Here is a 15,223-nt window from a genome sequence, read left to right on the forward strand (position 1 = left end):
GATCAGATGATCGGGATGCTCCAGCTCTTGGGCACGATGTAGGGGCTGGTCAACGTGGTCACGGGCAGGCCCCCGACACTGAGCTCCAGCCCCGCGGCGGCCAGGTCCCCCGTCACGCGGGCCAGGCCGAGCGTGGCGTCGAGGCCGACGCTGTGCACGGCGTACACCACCTCGCCGACGTCCTGGCCGGCCGCCTGCACGCGGGTGCCCCGGGCGGGGACGCCGGAGCCGCCGGTGAAGCCGATCGTGCGCCGCCCGCCGCCGGCCTCGAACGCCTCGACGACCGCGTCCTTGCCGACGAAGTCGTCCTTGGTGATGTCGACCAGCCAGTTGGCGCCGATCTCGATGACCGAGGCGCCGGGGGTGACCTCGTGCCGCGGGACGGGCTGCCGCACCTCCAGCATGGCCAGCTCCAGCGCCTCCGTCCCCGCCGCCTGCGCGTGCTCCAGCGACCTGCGCCACAGGGCGGCGGCGGACTCGACGGGGACGATCATCTGGTAGCCGTACTCGCCGGTCAGGCCGGTGCGGGCGAAGACGATCTCCACGTCGTCCCAGGCGGTGTCCACCACCGACTCGAACGGCAGCGAGGCCAGCTCCGCGTCGATCAGCCGCCCCACCACGCCCCACGCGTAGGGGCCCTCCAGCCCGATGACGGTCAGGTCGCCGGAGCGGTCGGTGATCTCGACGTCGTCGTCCGCCACCCGGGCCAGCAGGTGGTCGAGGAGCCGGGCGCCCGCGCCGCAGGAGCTCTCCAGCAGCAGCCCGTCCTCCCGGCCGAAGGCGAGGACCTGGTCCACGACCTGCCCGGACTCGTCCAGGACGAGGCTCATCATGCAGCGGTCGGAGGTGAGGTACTCCACGTCGCGGGCCAGCACGCGCTGCGCGAAGTCCACGCCGCCGGATCCGGTGATCTGGATGAGGCCGTGCCCTCCGAGGTCCAGGACCGCGGCGCGGTCTCTGAGCACGCGGTACTCCTCCGCGAGTGAGGAGAAGCGCAGCGGCACGGTGGCGTCGCCCACCTCGCCGTACGCCGTGTCCTGCGGATGCTCGGTCGCGAGGACGCTTGCCATGGTCACACCTTTCGCGCGGTACGTTGGGACGCCGGATCGGCGATCGTGAGGTTTCCTTCGGCGGCGACCTGGCCGTCCACCCGCGCCGACACGCGGAACTCGGCGAACCCGCCGCCGCCCGCGGTCCGCTCGGCGGTCAGGGTGACCTGATCGCCCGGGACGATCGGGCGGCGGAACCGCATCGACCTGACCCCCGCCAGGTAGCTGATCTCACTGGCCCCGGCCAGGGCGAAGACCACCCCGCTGAGCTGCGCCATGGCCTCGACGATCACGACGCCGGGCAGCACCGCCTCGGCGGGGAAGTGCCCCTGGAACCACAGCTCGGTCCCGGCCACGTTCTTGGTGGCCGTGCCCTTGACGCCGGGCACCACGGGGCCGACCCGGTCGAGCAGCAGCATCGGCCACCGGTGCGGCAGCACCTGCCGTACCTGGTCGTGGGAGAGCTGCACGGCGGCCGGCGCCCTCCCCTGCGGCGCCTGACCCGCGTCCGGCGGGGCCTGACCCGATGGGGCCCGGTCCGTACCCGGCGGGGCCTGGCCCGGCGGGGCCTGGTCCGTGGCCGTCATGCGGAGACCGCCCGCAGCGCCGGGTCGACCTCTTCGGCCAGCCGCGACACCGAACCGAACACCGCCATGTCGCTGTCGTAGAGCGCCACGCCGAACTCGGCCTCGATGGCCACGTACAGTTCGAGCACGTCGAGGCTGTCCAGTTCGAGCCCGCGGCCGAACAGCGGCTGGTCGTCGGTGATCCAGTCGGGGTCGATCTCCAGGTCGAGCCGGGAGACGATCATCTTCTTGATCTGCGAGCACGTCTGCTGCCGAGCCGCGGCCCTGGCGCGGAGTTCGTCCATGGTCATGGTTGTTCCTTGTCTTGCTCAGCCGAGGCCGCCGCCGTGCGCGACCACCACGGATCCGGACATGTACGACGCCTTGGCCGAGGCCAGGAAGCTCACGATGGACGCGATCTCCTCGGGACGGCCCATGCGGCCCAGGCGGATGCGGGACTCGTACTGCTTCTTGAGGTCCGCGGGGACCCTGCGCGTCATGTCGGTGGCCACGAACCCGGGGCACACGACATTGGCCCGCACGCCGTGGGGGGCCGCCTCGTTCGACAGCGCGTGGGTGAAGGCGATGATCGCCCCCTTGGACGCCACGTAGTTGGTCTGGCCGGGGAAGCCCCCGTCGAGCCCGCTGGAGGACGACAGCGTCACGATCGCGCCGCTGCGCTGGTGCTGCATCAGCCGGAGCGCCTCCCGGCAGGCCAGGAAGGTGCCGACCAGGTTGGTCTCGACCGGCGCGCGGAACTGCTCCAGCCCCATCGTCACCAGGTAGCGGTCGGAGGTGATGCCCGCGCTGGTCACCAGCACGTCGAGGCGCCCGTGGCCGGCGCGTACGGCGCGGAACATGGCGCGTACGGCCTCCTCGTCGGTGACGTCGGCCTGGACGGCCGTCGCCCGGCCGCCCTCCTCCTCGATCCGCGCGACGACCTCCTTGGCGTCGTGCTCGGAGCGGGCGTAGTTGACGATGACGGTGGCGCCCTCGCGGGCCAGGTCGAGCGCGACGGCCCGGCCGATTCCGCGCGACCCGCCGGTCACCAGCGCCACGGCGCCCTGCGCAAACAGCATCACGGTCTCCAGGAATTCGACAATCACCGGATCGACTTATCTGGATCTTTCGTGAATAAAGCTATCGACGCGCTGTATCACGCCTGTATCACGCGGCCATCCCCGCATTGACCGGACAATGGAGCTGCGTAACGCTGGCCGTCATGAAAGAGCTCGATGTCGGAGTCCTCGTGGTCGGCGGCGGCCCGGTGGGGCTCTGCGCCGCCGTCGAGCTCTCCCGCCACGGAGTCTCCACCCTGCTCGTGGAGCGCCGTTCCGGCACGTCGGTCTTCCCCAAGGCGCGGCTCGTCACCACCAGGACCATGGAGCTCTTTCGCGCGTGGGGCCTCCAGGACGAGGTGGAGAGCGCGGGGATGCCGCGCGAGGAGTACCTCGCGGTGGGCGTGGGCAGCTCGCTCACCGCCGGCGACTTCGTCCGCGCCTCGGCCGAGCTGGACCGCGACGCGCCGCAGAGCCCGACGTACACGTACCTGTGCGCGCAGGACGTGCTGGAGGTGATCCTGCGCCGGCGTGCCGAATCGTCGGCCGACGTGCGCTTCGGCACCGCCCTGACCCGCATGGCGGTGACGGGGTCCGGCGTCGAGGCGCTGGTCGAGGGCCCGGAGCCGGCGCTGGTGCGCTGCCGCTACCTGGTGGCCGCCGACGGCGTCCGCAGCGGGGTCCGCGCGTCGCTGGGCATCACCACCGAGGGGCCTCCCCCGCTCGGCCACATGATCAGCATCATGTTCGAGGCCGACCTCGGCTTCCTGCCCGCCGACCGCCGGGCCGCCCTGTCGTTCCTGACCGACCCGCCGTGCGCCGTGGAGGCCGTGGACCACCGGCTGCGCTGGATGGTGCAGACGGGGTACGACCCGGCGCAGGGCGGCAGCCCCGAGGACTTCACCGAGGAGGCGTGCCTGCGCGCCGTACGGGCCGCCGTGGGGGTGCCCGACCTGCCGGTCAGGCTCCTGGGCGTCATGCCGTGGCTGCAGCAGGCCAACGTCGCCACCGCCTTCCGCGCGGGCCCGGTCTTCCTGGCCGGCGACGCCGCCCACGTCGCGACCCCGCAGGGCGGTTTCGGCATGAACTGCGGCATCCAGGACGCCCACAACCTGGCCTGGAAGCTGGCCGCCGTCCTGCACGGGCGGGCGGGCGAGGGGCTGCTGGACACCTACGAGGCCGAACGCCGCCCGATCGCCGTCCGCACGGTGGACGAGAGCCTGACCAACGCCTGGATCACCCGGCAGATGATGGAGGGCCGCCTGCCCATGGCCGAGGCCCTCCGGCGGCAGGCGGACCGGCGCAGCTCGGAGGGCCTGGTCCTGGGCCACCACTACGACTCCGGCGCCGTCGTCCCCGACGGCACCCCGCCCCCTACGGTGGAGGACCCCTACCGCGACCACGTCCCCACGGCCCGGCCCGGCCACCGCGCCCCCCACGTGTGGCTGGCCGGCGGGGACGGCCGGGTCTCCACGCTCGACCTCCTCGGCCCGCACTTCGCGCTGCTGACACCGGCGGGCAGCGGCTGGCTCCAGGCCTCGGCCGGCCTCCCGGTCCGCGCGGTGGAGATCGGCGGGACGGACGGGGCCGCCGCCCTCGCCTCCCCCACCTGGGCGGAGCAGTACGGGCTCGGCCCGCGCGGCGCCGTCCTCGTCCGCCCCGACGGCCACACGGCCTGGCGCGTCCGCGACGGCGCCCCCTCCCCCCGCGCCCTGGAGACGGCCCTCGCCACCGTCCTGGCGAAGCACCGCTGACGCCCTGGCGAAGCACCGCTGACGCCCTGGCGGAACACCGCTGACGCCCTGGCGGAACACCGCTGACGCCCTGGCGGAACACCGCTGAGAAGGAGCACCTCCGGCGGGTCACGCGGCGGGCTGCCCCGCCTTCCCCTGCCGCCCCTCCTGGGCCGGGACCATGTCACGGGCGTCACGGGCGTCACGGGAGCCGCGGGAGTCGTGGGAGCGGAGGCGGGCGGCCGCCAGCCGCAGCGAGAGGGGGTCGCCGCAGGAGGTGGCCACCAGCTCGCGCACCTCCTGCACGGGCGCGGCCCCGACCAGCAGGCCGACGAGCTCCCACGCCGCGTCCTCGGGCAGCGGCCGCAGGAACACGCGGTGCGCGCCCTGCCGGGCCACCAGGTCGTCCAGGGGGTCCCCGGCGGTGACCAGCACGCGGCAGTGCGCGCCGCCCGGCAGCAGGGCGCGCACCTGGTCGCCGTCACGGGCGTTGTCCAGCACCACCAGCACCCTCCGCCGGGCGGTGCAGCTCCGGTAGAGCGCGAGCTTCTCGTCGGGGTCGCCGGGAAGGTCCCGGGCCGGCACGCCCAGCGCGCGCAGGAACCGGTCGAGCACGGCGTCCGGATCGGCGCCGGTCAGGTCGGCGTAGAGCTGCCCGTCGGGGAAGGCGTCCAGCCGGGCGTGGGCCCAGCGCACCGCCAGCGCGGTCGTCCCCACGCCGCCGCGGCCGCTGATGACCGCGGTGGCCGGCGCGGCGTCCCCGAGCAGGGCGGCGTCCAGCGCGGCCAGCTCCTCCTGCCGCCCCACGAACGGCAGGACCTGCGGCGGCAGCTGGCAGGGCAGCACGGCGACGGGCCGGGAGGCGGCGGCACGGGGCCGCATCAGCGCGACCTCGTCCCTGAGGATCTGTTCGTGCAGCCGCCGCAGCGCCGGCCCCGGTTCGAGGCCGATCTGCTCCAGCAGGTGGCGGCGCGTCTCCTGGTAGGTGCGCAGCGCCTCGGCCCGCCGCCCCGCGCGGTACTGGGCCAGCATGAGCTGGGCCCGCACCCGCTCGCGGAACGGCGACTCGGCCGCCAGCGCCACGAGCTCGGGGATCACCTGGTGGTGGCGCCCCAGCTCGATCTCCAGCTCCAGGCAGGTCTCCAGCGCCTCCAGCCGCGACTCCTCCATCCGCGCCACGTCGTACCGCAGCCCCCGGATGTCCTCGAACGGCCTGCCCCGCCACAGCGCCAGCGCCTCCCGCAGCAGCCGGACGGCCGCCTCCGCCGCGCCCAGGCCGACCAGCTCGCGCGACCTGTCGACCATGGCGGTGAACCGGAGCCAGTCGATGCGGTCGGGCACGGCCCGCAGCAGGTAGCCGGGGCTGGAGGTCTCGATGGTCCCGGCCCCCAGCGTCCGGCGCAGCCGCGACACGCAGATGGCCACCTGCCGCCACGCGCTGGACGGCGCGGACCCGCCCCACACGGCCTCGATCAGCCGTTCCACGCTCATCACCCGGTCGGCGTTGAGCAGCAGGCAGGCCAGGATCACCAGCTCCCGGTTGGCGCTCATGGACAGCTCGGCGCCGTCCCTGATCACCTTGACCGGGCCGAGCACGCGGAACTCCAACGCGGGGGCCCCCATCACACCGCCTCCCGCACCAGGAGGCGTTCGAGCACGTCGGCGGCCCGGGACGCGCCGCCCGAGGCGTGGATCTCGGCGCGCACGGCGCCGACGGCCCGGCCCACGCCGGGGTCGCCCGCGACGGCGAGCACCTGCTCGGCCACCAGCGCGGGGGTCAGCCGCCCGGGGTCCAGGACGGCGCCCAGGCCGAGCTCCCCGATCCGCCGCGCGGGCGGCCCGTCCATGGCGGTGGCCGGCACCACGACCAGCGGGCAGCCCTGGGACAGCGCCTCCATGGAGGTGCCCACGCCGCCGTGGGTGACCGCCGCGGACGCGTGCCGCAGCACGCTCAGGTGCGACACCCGGCGGCGCGGCTCGACGGTGGGCGGCAGCGGCCCGAGATCGGCCGGATCGAGGCCGTCGGCCAGCGTGACCACGGTGCGCCAGGGCAGCTCGGCGAGCCCCTGCGCGCAGGCGCGGAGCAGTTCGGGCCGGGTGGTGGCCACGCTCCCGAACGACAGCAGCGCCACCGGCAGCCCGTCGCCCGGCGGCTCCCACTCGGCCAGGAACGGCCGCTCCCCCAGGCAGGGCCCGACGAAGGCGAACCGGTCGTCGAAGGTCTCCCCCGCGAACTGGAACGATCGCGGCAGCGTCACCACGTTGCAGTCCTGGACCTCCCACCACAATGCGGCGGGGTCGTCGCGGACGCCGTACCGGCGGGCCAGCGCGCCGACGCGGTCGAGCACGCCGTCGACCCAGCCGGGCAGTCCGCGGCCGGACCGGTCGCCGTCCTCGCCTTCGTACATGGAGGCCAGGGCGGAGTAGTGGGCGTTGGAGGCGAAGATCGGGATGAACTGGGCGGCGGGGATCCTCCCGCGCCGGGCCAGGACGCGGCCGGCGTGCAGGACGGAGACGTCGTACGCGATCGCGTCGGGCCGTTCCGGCAGGCGGTCGAGCGCGCCGAGCATGGCCTCGCTCTCCTCCAGCAGGAGCGAGAGCAGGCGCAGGGGGTCGTCCTCCCGCTCGCGCGAGCCGATCCGCGCGTACGGAGAGTCGTAGGCGACGACCTCCGCCCCCGCCTGGGCCACGAGGGCGGCGGTGCGCTCCGCCGTGAGATAGGTGACGCGATGACCTCGTCGCGTCAATTCGGCGACCACGGCCAGGGTGGGAATGACGTGGCCGTGGTCGGGATGACACATAAAAAGGCAGTGCCCCGTCATGTGAACGTCTTTCGGTTCATTAGCGCTGTCATTCACCGCCCACCGTAGGGAGGCCGGGCATCGACCGTCAGCCCCTACCCGTCCCCTCAACCGCGCCGCCTTTTCTAGGGGTTCCACCGCCGCGGGAGGCCGCGTTTTACTCGGGGCCATGCCCACCCACGTCTGGGACTACCTTCCCGAGTACGCGGCCGAACGCGCCGACATCATGGACGCCGTGGAGACCGTGTTCCGCTCCGGCCGGCTCATCCTCGGCCGGAGCGTGCGCTCCTTCGAGGAGGAGTTCGCCGCCTACCACGGCGTGCGCCACTGCACGGGCGTGGACAACGGCACCAACGCCGTCAAGCTCGCCCTGCAGGCCCTGGGCGTCGGGCCCGGCGACGAGGTGATCACCGTGTCGAACACGGCCGCGCCGACGGTCGTGGCCATCGACGCCGTGGGCGCCACGGCGGTCTTCACCGACGTGCACCCCGACACGTACCTGATGGACGTCTCGCAGGTCGAGGCCGCGATCACCCCCCGGACCCGCTGCCTGCTCCCGGTCCACCTGTACGGCCAGTGCGTGGACATGGCCCCCCTGGAGCGGCTGGCCGCCGCGCACGATCTGGTGATCCTGGAGGACTGCGCACAGGCCCACGGCGCCCGCCGCCACGGCCGGATCGCCGGATCGACGGGCCACGCGGCGGCCTTCTCGTTCTACCCGACCAAGGTGCTGGGCGCGTACGGCGACGGCGGCGCGGTGCTCACCTCCGACGACGGGGTGGACCGGGCGCTGCGGCGGCTGCGCTACTACGGCATGGAGGACGCGTACCACGTCGTGCGGACGCCGGGGCACAACGCGCGTCTGGACGAGGTGCAGGCGGAGATCCTGCGCCGCAAGCTCACCCGCCTCGACCGGTACGTCGCCGACCGCCGCGCCGTGGCCGCCCGCTACACCGAGGCCCTGGCCGGCACCGGGCTCGTGCTCCCCGCGACCGCGGACGGCAACGAACACGTCTACTACCTGTACGTGGTCCGCCACCCCCGGCGGGACGCGATCATCGAGGCGCTGCGCGCCCACGACATCCATCTCACCGTCAGCTATCCGTGGCCGGTGCACACCATGTCCGGCTTCGCCCACCTGGGCCCGGGCCCGGGCGGCCTGCCGGTGACCGAGGCCCTGGCCCGGGAGATCTTCTCGCTGCCGATGTACCCGTCGCTCCCCGCCGAGCTCCAGGAGAAGATCATCACCGCGCTGCGCGGCGCCCTGTGAATCAGTAGCGGGGCAGCAGGTCGCGGGCCGCCGCCTCGGCCAGCGTGGGCGCCCGCCGGTCGCGCTCCGACAGCAGCGGGGACGCGACCGGCAGGGGCAGCCCCAGCTCGCGGTCGAAGTACGACAGCGCGAGCTCGTGCTCCCTGCGGTACTCCTGCGACAGCAGGTAGCACATCACCGTGCCGTCCTCCAGCGCGGCGAACGCGTGCCCGACCCCGGGCGGCAGGTAGACCGCCTCCCCGCCGTCGCCGCTCAGCTCCACCGCCTCCCACCGCCCGAACGTGGGCGAGCCCACCCGCAGGTCCACGGCGACGTCCACCGCCCGCCCCGCGGCGCAGTAGACGTACTTGGCGGTGCCGGGCGGTGTCAGCGTGTAGTGGACGCCGCGCACCACGCCGCGCCGGGACACGCTCCTGCTGGCCTGCGACACGGGGAACGGCGGCCGTCCCACCGCCGCGGTGAACACGCCCTCCTGGTACGGGGAGGCGAAGTCGCCGCGGGCGTCGGGGAAGACCTGGGGGACGAACGCGTACGCGCCCGTCACGGCCAGCTCGCGGTACTCCATCTCCGGCGCGTCAGGCGTGTCGGGCATGTCAGGCCCGCACCAGGTGCACCTCGGGCACGTACAGGATCCACGTGCCGCCCGCCCGGCCGAAGCCGGCCTCCTTGGCCATGATCTCCTCGGCGTGGTTCCACGCGAGCAGCAGGGCGTAGTCGGGGTACGGATCGGCGAACGCCTCGGGGCCGCGTACGGGGATGTGCGAGCCGGGCGTGAGCCTGCCCTGCTTGGCGGGGGTGGTGTCGGTGACGAGGGAGACCAGCTCGGGGCCGATGCCGCAGTAGGTGAGCACGGTGGCGCTCTTGGCGGTGGCGCCGTAGCCGTACACGCGGGCGCCCTCCTCGCGCAGCGCGCCGAGGAGCGTCACCAGGCGGTCGCGGTTGTGCGCCACGCGGGCCGCGAAGCCGCGCAGCGTCGCCGGATCGCAGAGCGCCGCGGCCTCCTCGGCGGCCAGCAGCCCGGCCACGGCGGGTGCCGGCGTGCGGGCGCCGCGCCGCGCCAGCGTGTAGCGGACCTCGCCGCCGTGCACGGGCAGCCGCTCCACGTCCACCAGCTCGAAGCCGTGCCGCCGCGCCATGGCGCGGACGGAGGTGGCGGTGAAGAAGTAGAAGTGCTCGTCGTAGATCTGGTCGAAGGAGGCGCGCTCGACGATGTCGCCGAGGTAGGGGTCCTCGAAGACGAACACGCCGCCGGGCCGCAGCAGCGCGTCCACGCCCGCCATGATCGAGTCCAGGTAGGGGATGTGGCACAGTGTGTTGGCCGCGTAGACCACGTCGGCGGGCCCGTCCTCGGCCAGGACGGCGGCGGCCGTGTCGGCCTCGAAGAAGTCCTTGCGCACGCGCACGCCCCTGGCCGCGGCCAGATCGGCGACCCCGCCGGACGGCTCCACGCCCAGGTGCCGCACGCCCGCGCCGGCGACGACCGACAGCATGGCGCCGTCGTTGCACCCCAGCTCCACCACGAACGGGTCGGGACCGGCCAGCTCGGTGGCCAGCAGCCGCTCGGCCAGGTTCCCGAAGTGCTCGCGCATCACCGACGAGCCGGACGACAGGTACGGGTAGCCCGCGTGGAACATGCGCTCGCGCGGCACCTCCTCCAGCAGCTGCGCCATCGAGCAGTTCTCGCAGACGCCGGCGGCCAGGTGGAAGGAGAACTCCTCGCCCGGATCACCCGGCGCGACGAAGGCGTCGGAGAGCGGCTGCCTGCCGAAGTCGGCGAACGGATGGAGACGACCCGAACAGATCCGGCACGCCATTGCGATCCTCCTCAGGTTGCGGCCCGGCGGTACCTCACCCACACGTCGCCCGTCTGCACGCGGCCGGTCAGGCGCACGGTGACGCCGTCGGGCGCGGGCGGCTCGGGCGGGCGGTTGTGGACGGCGCCCAGCCGGTGGCGTACGACCTCGTCGTCGCGGACCCGCCACCCCCGGGGGACCAGCACGGTGATGTCGCCGAACCACGAGGTGACCTCGACGTCGAGCACGACCTCGCGGTGCGGGCAGTCCGCGCGGGTGAAGTCGATCCGCACCTTGCCCCACCGGCCCGCCCTGGCGCTCATGACCTGCGGCACGCGCCACCGCCCCACCTGCTCGACGCGCCCGCTGCCGGTGTGCAGTTCGAGCCCGGCCGCGCCGGACGACGGGATGGACGGGATGGGCTCGTCGAAGCCCGGCAGGTCGACGACCACGTCGTCCAGCTCGCCCAGCGTCCGGGCCGTGTAGGCGCGGTCGACCCGCTCCTCCAGCTCCTCCAGGGTGATGCGGCCCTCGGCGACCGCGATGCGGAGCACCTCGGCCACCCGCTCCCGGTCGTGGTCACTCGCCCGCACGTGCCGATGATCGGTCATGGCGTCCACAGTAGAAGGCTATGAACGGCCGCCCAAGCGCAGAACCCCTAAGCAGGTGACAGGGGACGGAGCCGTTCCGGCTAGGGGTTGAGCGCGCGCCCGGCCCGTGGCAGGTTCGGCGGCGTCGGACCGCCCGTGACCGACGGATCGGAGCGCCGCATGGATTCCGCCGCCGACGTCCACGACTGGCTGGACGAACTCGCCGGGCGCGCGTTCATGCGGACGACCCGGCTGCCGCTGGAGGAGTTGTCCGGCTGGCGTGAGGATCCGGCCACGGGCAACCTGCACCACGCCCGCGGCGGGTTCTTCACGGTCGAGGGGCTGGAGGTGAGCCGGCCGGGCTGGGCGGTGCCGGCCTGGAGCCAGCCGATCATCAACCAGCCGGAGACGGGCGTCCTCGGCATCCTGCTGCGCCGTGTGGGCGGCGTCCCGTACCTGCTCATGCAGGCCAAGAACGAGCCGGGCAACCCCGGGGGGCCGCAGCTCTCCCCGACCGTGCAGGCCACCAGGAGCAACTACACGCGGGTGCACCGCGGGCGGGCGGTGCCGTACCTGGAGCACTTCCGCGCGCCGCGGGGGCGGGTGCTGGCCGACGCGCGGCAGTCGGAGCAGGGCGCGTGGTTCTACCGCAAGCGCAACAGGAACATGATCGTTGAGGTGGACGGGGAGGTCGAGGCGGTCGCGGGGTTCCAATGGCTGCCGCTGCGCCGCGTGCGCGAGCTGCTGGCCGTGCCGGACGCGGTCAACATGGACGCCCGTACGGTGCTGGCCTGCCTGCCCGTCCAGGAGGGCGCCGACGAGGGCTCCGACGAGGGCGAGGGCGCGTTCGGGGCGGCGGTGGCGCGCTCGCGCGACCGCCGCCGCGGGTCGCTGCACGGCACGCCGGAGATCCTGAGCTGGCTCAGCGGCGTCCGGTCCACGACCGACGTGCACGCCCGGCCGGTGCCGTTGAACCGGGTGAGCCGGTGGCTGCGGGCCGGAGGCCGCATCTCGCACGAGACGGGCCGCTTCTTCGACGTGATCGGCGTGGGTGTGGAGGCCGGCGGTCGCGAGGTGGACGCCTGGAGCCAGCCGATGATCGCGCCCGTCGGGACGGGGGTGGCGGCGTTCCTGGTGCGCCGCGCCGGGGGCGTGGTGCACGTGCTGGCGCACGCCCGCGTCGAGCCCGGCTGCACCGACGTGGTCGAGCTGGCCCCGACGGTGCAGTGCACGCCGGGCAACTACGACCACCTGCCGCCGGGGGCCCGGCCGCCGCTGCTGGCCGAGGTGCTGGGCGTCCCGCCGGAGCGGGTGCTGTTCGACACCGTGCTGTCGGAGGAGGGCGGCCGTTTCCACCACGCCCGCACCCGCTACCTGCTGGCCGAGGTGGACGAGGACCCGCTGCCCGGCCACCCGGCCTTCCGCTGGCTCGCCCTGCACCAGCTCGACGAGCTGCTGCGGCACAGCTACTACCTGAACGTGCAGGCCCGCACGCTGACCGCCTGCCTGCACGGGCTCACCCGCTGACCGCCTGCCTGCACGGGCTCACCCGCTGACCGCCTGCCCGCACGGGCCCGCGCCGCACCGCCGCGGCCGGTCACCGGAGGCGCTCGATGACCTTCCCGAAGTCCTCCATCGCCGAGTCCGGCACCGTGACGTACGAGAACCCGAAGCGCTCCTCGTTCCGGCGGACCTGCTCGGCGATCTGCGCGGGCGTGCCGACGAAGAGGGCCGGCGCCTCCAGCAGCTCCTCGGTGGTCAGATCGGGGGCGTAACGCCGCAGGCCCTCCACTCCGGCGCGCCGGTCCCGGGTCAGCACCGTGGCCTTGGAGAGCACGTTCAGCTCCGGCCTCCGCTCTCCCGCCGCGCTCCTCACGTACTCCACGCGGCGCAGCAGCTCGTCCGCGGTGACGAGCGCGGTCCTGCCGTACTCGGGCCGGAACGGAGCACCGGTGAAGCTGACGACGTCGGCGCGGCGGGCGGCCAGCCGCAGCACCCGGTCCCCGTGGCCGCCGACCATGAGGGGCGGGCCCCCGTCGCCCAGGCGCGCCTTCAGCCCGTCGACCAGCTCCTCCAGCCGCGCGGCGCGGACGGCCGGATCGAAGGGCAGCCCGGCCGCGGCGAACTCGGCCGCCACGTAGCCGGCGCCGAGCCCCAGCTCCAGGCGGTCGCCGATGAGCGCGACGGTGGTCCTGACCTCCCTGGCCAGCAGGGCGTGGCGGTGGAAGCTGGCGTTCAGCACGTACGTGCCGATCGTGACGCGCTCGGTGGCCTCGGCCGCCAGCAGCGCCGCGGGGAAGGGCGCGAGCAGGTTGAGGTGGTCGGGCACCGCGATGACGTCGTAGCCGAGCGCCTCGGCACGGCGGCAACGGGCCGCCCACGCCTCCCCGGAGGCCTCCTCGGCGATGAGGACCACCCCGAACCTGGTCATGGCTCCGTCCCCTCCGCCGGTCCCCCGGCTCGGCCGGCGGTCACGGCGATCGCGGTGAGCACCAGCCCGTCGCCGGACGTCCAGCGCCCCGCGAACCCGCTCAGCGGCCTGCCCTGCCAGCGCAGCCCGGCGACCAGCAGCCGGGCCTCGAACGTGCCCCGCAGCGGGTCCAGGACGATCACCGCGTCCTGGAAGTCCAGCCAGCGCCGGGCCAGCGGGTACCACGCCTTGTAGACCGACTCCTTGGCGCTGAACAGGAGGCGGTCCCAGCTCGTGCCCGGATGGTCGGCGGCCAGCCGGCGCAGCATCTGGCGCTCCCGGGGGAGCGAGACGGCCTCCAGCACCCCGGGCGGCAGCGGCCCGTCGGGCTCGGCGTCGATGCCGATGGCGGCGGGCGCCGCGCCGACCGCGGCGGCGCGGTAGCCGGCGCAGTGGGTGATGCTGCCGGCCACGCCGGGGGGCCAGACCGGCTCACCGCGGGCGTCGGCCAGCACGGGGGCGGGGGGCACGCCCAGCAGTTCCAGGGCGCGGTGCACGCAGTGACGGGCGGTGGCGAACTCCCTGCGCCGTTTCTCCACCGCGTTCCGGACCAGGTCGGCCTCCTCGGGGAAGATCACGACACCGGGCGGGTCGGTGAAGGCGTGGCAGGACACGACGGCGCCGGGCAGGATCTCCTCGATCACCTCGCGCCTCCTCGCCTCCGCCCTCCGTCGCACAGTAGCCAGGCGCGGCATTTCCCGAGAAGGGCCGCGCGGGGTATCAGTGGCGGCGGCACGGAGAATAGGGGTGCGGTTAGGGGGCCAATGCGTCCGCCCGTCCCCTTGAGCGGCCGTTCGCACGCCTACCATCGCCCCAGGGGAGAAGTGATATCCGCGCGCCGTACAGGACATACGGGTTGACAATGAAAAAATCCATCTCTTGACTTGCCTTGTCGAGAACGGCGGTCGTTATGCGAAGGGGATTTCGTGCGTTACACCACGTTGGGTCCGGCGGGTCCGGTCGTCTCCGCCGTCGGGCTCGGCACGCTCGCCCTGAGCGGCGCGTACGGGCCGGTCGAGCCCCGCGAGGCCGGCCGCCTGGTGCACAGGGCGCTCGACGCCGGGGTGACGCTGCTCGATACGGCGGGCTTCTACGCGGGCGGGCGGGTGGAGAGCCTGATCGGGCGGGTGCTCGCCGGGCGGGCCGAGGAGGTGGTGGTGTGCACCCGCGGCGGGGTGCGCGTGGGCGGGCCCGGCGACCCGGTCGTGTTCGACGGCCGCCCGCACGAGCTGGAGCGTTCCCTGCACGCCTCGCTCAAGCGTCTGCGCGCCGACTGCGTCGACCTGTTCTCCCTCCACTGCCAGGACACCCGGGTGCCCGTGGAGAAGAGCGTGGCGGGGCTGGCCGAGCTGGTGCGCGCGGGCAAGATCCGCCGCCTGGGGCTGTCCGGCGGCACCGCCGAGCAGGTGCGCCGCGCGCACGCCGTCCACGCGGTCAGCGCGGTCGGCGTCGAGTACTCCCTGTGGGGGCCGCCCCCCTCCCCCGAGCTGCTGGCCGCCGTCCGCGAGCTGGGCATCGCCGTGATCGCCGCCCGCCCGCTCGGCCGCGGCTTCCTCACCGGCCGGGTCCGGCCGCAGTCCTGGTTCGAGCCGGGCGACTGGCGGCGCGCCGACCCCCGCTTCCGGCCCGGCCACCGGCGCGGCGGATGCTCCCGGCTCCGGGAGCTCGAGTCGGCGGCGGCCCGGCTCGACCTGGGGGCCGGGCGGGTCGCGCTGAGCTGGCTGTCCGCGCAGGGCGAGCACGTCATCCCGGTGCCGAGCACCCGTGACCCGGTGCACCTGGAGATGAACCTGGCCGCCTCCTCGGTCGAGCTGCCCGCCGAGACCCTCGACAGGCTGGACGGCCTGTTCCCCGCCGCCCGCTGCGCCCGGCCGTCGTCACCGCTGCTGTGAG

The 15,223-nt window shown here is 74.2% G+C and carries 15 protein-coding genes; 4 read left to right on the forward strand and 11 right to left on the reverse strand.

The window, feature by feature from the left end; translation table 11 throughout:
- Positions 1-2 precede the first annotated feature (2 nt).
- The 4 genes from HS045_RS02865 to HS045_RS02880 form a co-directional block, all read right to left on the reverse strand.
- Positions 3-1,070: an aminomethyl transferase family protein gene (locus HS045_RS02865; RefSeq protein WP_230883402.1), complete on the reverse strand. Its 1,068-nt coding sequence runs from the start codon at positions 1,068-1,070 to the stop codon at positions 3-5.
- Positions 1,071-1,072: 2 nt separating this feature from the next.
- A complete protein-coding gene (gene fabZ, locus HS045_RS02870) occupies positions 1,073-1,519 on the reverse strand; it encodes a 3-hydroxyacyl-ACP dehydratase FabZ (RefSeq protein ID WP_196451015.1) in 447 nt (148 codons plus the stop codon).
- 113 nt (positions 1,520-1,632) lie between these two features.
- Entirely contained in the window at positions 1,633-1,926 is a 294-nt protein-coding gene (locus tag HS045_RS02875) for an acyl carrier protein (protein ID WP_184939121.1), read from the reverse strand.
- Positions 1,927-1,944: 18 nt separating this feature from the next.
- The gene (locus HS045_RS02880; RefSeq protein ID WP_196449613.1) at positions 1,945-2,694 is read right to left on the reverse strand and encodes a 3-oxoacyl-ACP reductase family protein; all 750 of its coding nucleotides are present in this window, start codon (positions 2,692-2,694) and stop codon (positions 1,945-1,947) included.
- 143 nt (positions 2,695-2,837) lie between these two features.
- Between HS045_RS02880 and HS045_RS02885 the strand changes: the two genes are divergently transcribed.
- The gene (locus HS045_RS02885; RefSeq protein ID WP_196449614.1) at positions 2,838-4,427 is read left to right on the forward strand and encodes an FAD-dependent monooxygenase; all 1,590 of its coding nucleotides are present in this window, start codon (positions 2,838-2,840) and stop codon (positions 4,425-4,427) included.
- Positions 4,428-4,535: 108 nt separating this feature from the next.
- Here HS045_RS02885 and HS045_RS02890 read toward each other — a convergent pair whose 3' ends face one another.
- Positions 4,536-6,029 carry an AfsR/SARP family transcriptional regulator gene (locus tag HS045_RS02890; RefSeq protein ID WP_196449615.1) on the reverse strand — a complete coding sequence of 498 codons (1,494 nt, stop codon included), beginning with the start codon at positions 6,027-6,029 and terminating at the stop codon, positions 4,536-4,538.
- The gene (locus HS045_RS02895) at positions 6,029-7,207 is read right to left on the reverse strand and encodes a macrolide family glycosyltransferase (RefSeq protein WP_196449616.1); all 1,179 of its coding nucleotides are present in this window, start codon (positions 7,205-7,207) and stop codon (positions 6,029-6,031) included. Before HS045_RS02895 ends, HS045_RS02890 begins: the two co-directional genes overlap by 1 nt.
- Positions 7,208-7,376: 169 nt before the next feature.
- On the opposite strand from HS045_RS02895, the gene HS045_RS02900 reads away from it, so the two are divergent.
- Positions 7,377-8,477: a DegT/DnrJ/EryC1/StrS aminotransferase family protein gene (locus HS045_RS02900; RefSeq protein ID WP_196449617.1), complete on the forward strand. Its 1,101-nt coding sequence runs from the start codon at positions 7,377-7,379 to the stop codon at positions 8,475-8,477.
- Between the two features lies 1 nt (position 8,478).
- Here HS045_RS02900 and HS045_RS02905 read toward each other — a convergent pair whose 3' ends face one another.
- Genes HS045_RS02905 through HS045_RS02915 form a run of 3 tightly spaced genes read right to left on the reverse strand, consistent with a single transcriptional unit; the run spans position 8,479 to position 10,881 of the window.
- Positions 8,479-9,069 (reverse strand): dTDP-4-dehydrorhamnose 3,5-epimerase family protein, encoded by a 591-nt coding sequence (locus HS045_RS02905; RefSeq protein WP_307827359.1) that lies wholly within the window; start codon positions 9,067-9,069, stop codon positions 8,479-8,481.
- A 1-nt stretch (position 9,070) separates the two neighbouring features.
- The gene (locus HS045_RS02910) at positions 9,071-10,291 is read right to left on the reverse strand and encodes a class I SAM-dependent methyltransferase (protein WP_196449618.1); all 1,221 of its coding nucleotides are present in this window, start codon (positions 10,289-10,291) and stop codon (positions 9,071-9,073) included.
- Positions 10,292-10,302: 11 nt separating this feature from the next.
- The gene (locus HS045_RS02915) at positions 10,303-10,881 is read right to left on the reverse strand and encodes a DUF1707 domain-containing protein (RefSeq protein WP_196449619.1); all 579 of its coding nucleotides are present in this window, start codon (positions 10,879-10,881) and stop codon (positions 10,303-10,305) included.
- A 159-nt stretch (positions 10,882-11,040) separates the two neighbouring features.
- Here HS045_RS02915 and HS045_RS02920 point away from each other — a divergent pair, with 159 nt between their 5' ends.
- Entirely contained in the window at positions 11,041-12,387 is a 1,347-nt protein-coding gene (locus HS045_RS02920; RefSeq protein ID WP_196449620.1) for an NDP-hexose 2,3-dehydratase family protein, read from the forward strand.
- Positions 12,388-12,457: 70 nt separating this feature from the next.
- Here HS045_RS02920 and HS045_RS02925 read toward each other — a convergent pair whose 3' ends face one another.
- The gene (locus HS045_RS02925) at positions 12,458-13,291 is read right to left on the reverse strand and encodes a TIGR03621 family F420-dependent LLM class oxidoreductase (protein ID WP_196449621.1); all 834 of its coding nucleotides are present in this window, start codon (positions 13,289-13,291) and stop codon (positions 12,458-12,460) included.
- Positions 13,288-13,974, reverse strand: a complete 687-nt coding sequence (locus HS045_RS02930; protein WP_196449622.1) for a 4'-phosphopantetheinyl transferase superfamily protein — start codon at positions 13,972-13,974, stop codon at positions 13,288-13,290. Before HS045_RS02930 ends, HS045_RS02925 begins: the two co-directional genes overlap by 4 nt.
- 282 nt (positions 13,975-14,256) lie before the next feature.
- Here HS045_RS02930 and HS045_RS02935 point away from each other — a divergent pair, with 282 nt between their 5' ends.
- On the forward strand, positions 14,257-15,222 hold the full coding sequence (locus tag HS045_RS02935) for an aldo/keto reductase (protein ID WP_196449623.1): 966 nt from the start codon (positions 14,257-14,259) through the stop codon (positions 15,220-15,222).
- Position 15,223 lies beyond the last annotated feature (1 nt).

The sequence above is a fragment of the Planomonospora sp. ID82291 genome (assembly GCF_015711645.1).
Lineage (GTDB): Bacteria > Actinomycetota > Actinomycetes > Streptosporangiales > Streptosporangiaceae > Planomonospora.

Coding starts and splice junctions, on each gene's coding strand:
- HS045_RS02890 (WP_196449615.1), bottom strand. CDS start 6,029: ATGGGGGCCCCCGCGTTGGAGTTCCGCGTGCTCGGCCCGGTCAAGGTG.
- HS045_RS02900 (WP_196449617.1), top strand. CDS start 7,377: ATGCCCACCCACGTCTGGGACTACCTTCCCGAGTACGCGGCCGAACGC.
- HS045_RS02915 (WP_196449619.1), bottom strand. CDS start 10,881: ATGACCGATCATCGGCACGTGCGGGCGAGTGACCACGACCGGGAGCGG.
- HS045_RS02905 (WP_307827359.1), bottom strand. CDS start 9,069: ATGCCCGACACGCCTGACGCGCCGGAGATGGAGTACCGCGAGCTGGCC.
- HS045_RS02895 (WP_196449616.1), bottom strand. CDS start 7,207: ATGTGTCATCCCGACCACGGCCACGTCATTCCCACCCTGGCCGTGGTC.
- HS045_RS02920 (WP_196449620.1), top strand. CDS start 11,041: ATGGATTCCGCCGCCGACGTCCACGACTGGCTGGACGAACTCGCCGGG.
- HS045_RS02925 (WP_196449621.1), bottom strand. CDS start 13,291: ATGACCAGGTTCGGGGTGGTCCTCATCGCCGAGGAGGCCTCCGGGGAG.
- HS045_RS02910 (WP_196449618.1), bottom strand. CDS start 10,291: ATGGCGTGCCGGATCTGTTCGGGTCGTCTCCATCCGTTCGCCGACTTC.
- HS045_RS02885 (WP_196449614.1), top strand. CDS start 2,838: ATGAAAGAGCTCGATGTCGGAGTCCTCGTGGTCGGCGGCGGCCCGGTG.
- HS045_RS02865 (WP_230883402.1), bottom strand. CDS start 1,070: ATGGCAAGCGTCCTCGCGACCGAGCATCCGCAGGACACGGCGTACGGC.
- HS045_RS02880 (WP_196449613.1), bottom strand. CDS start 2,694: ATGCTGTTTGCGCAGGGCGCCGTGGCGCTGGTGACCGGCGGGTCGCGC.
- HS045_RS02875 (WP_184939121.1), bottom strand. CDS start 1,926: ATGACCATGGACGAACTCCGCGCCAGGGCCGCGGCTCGGCAGCAGACG.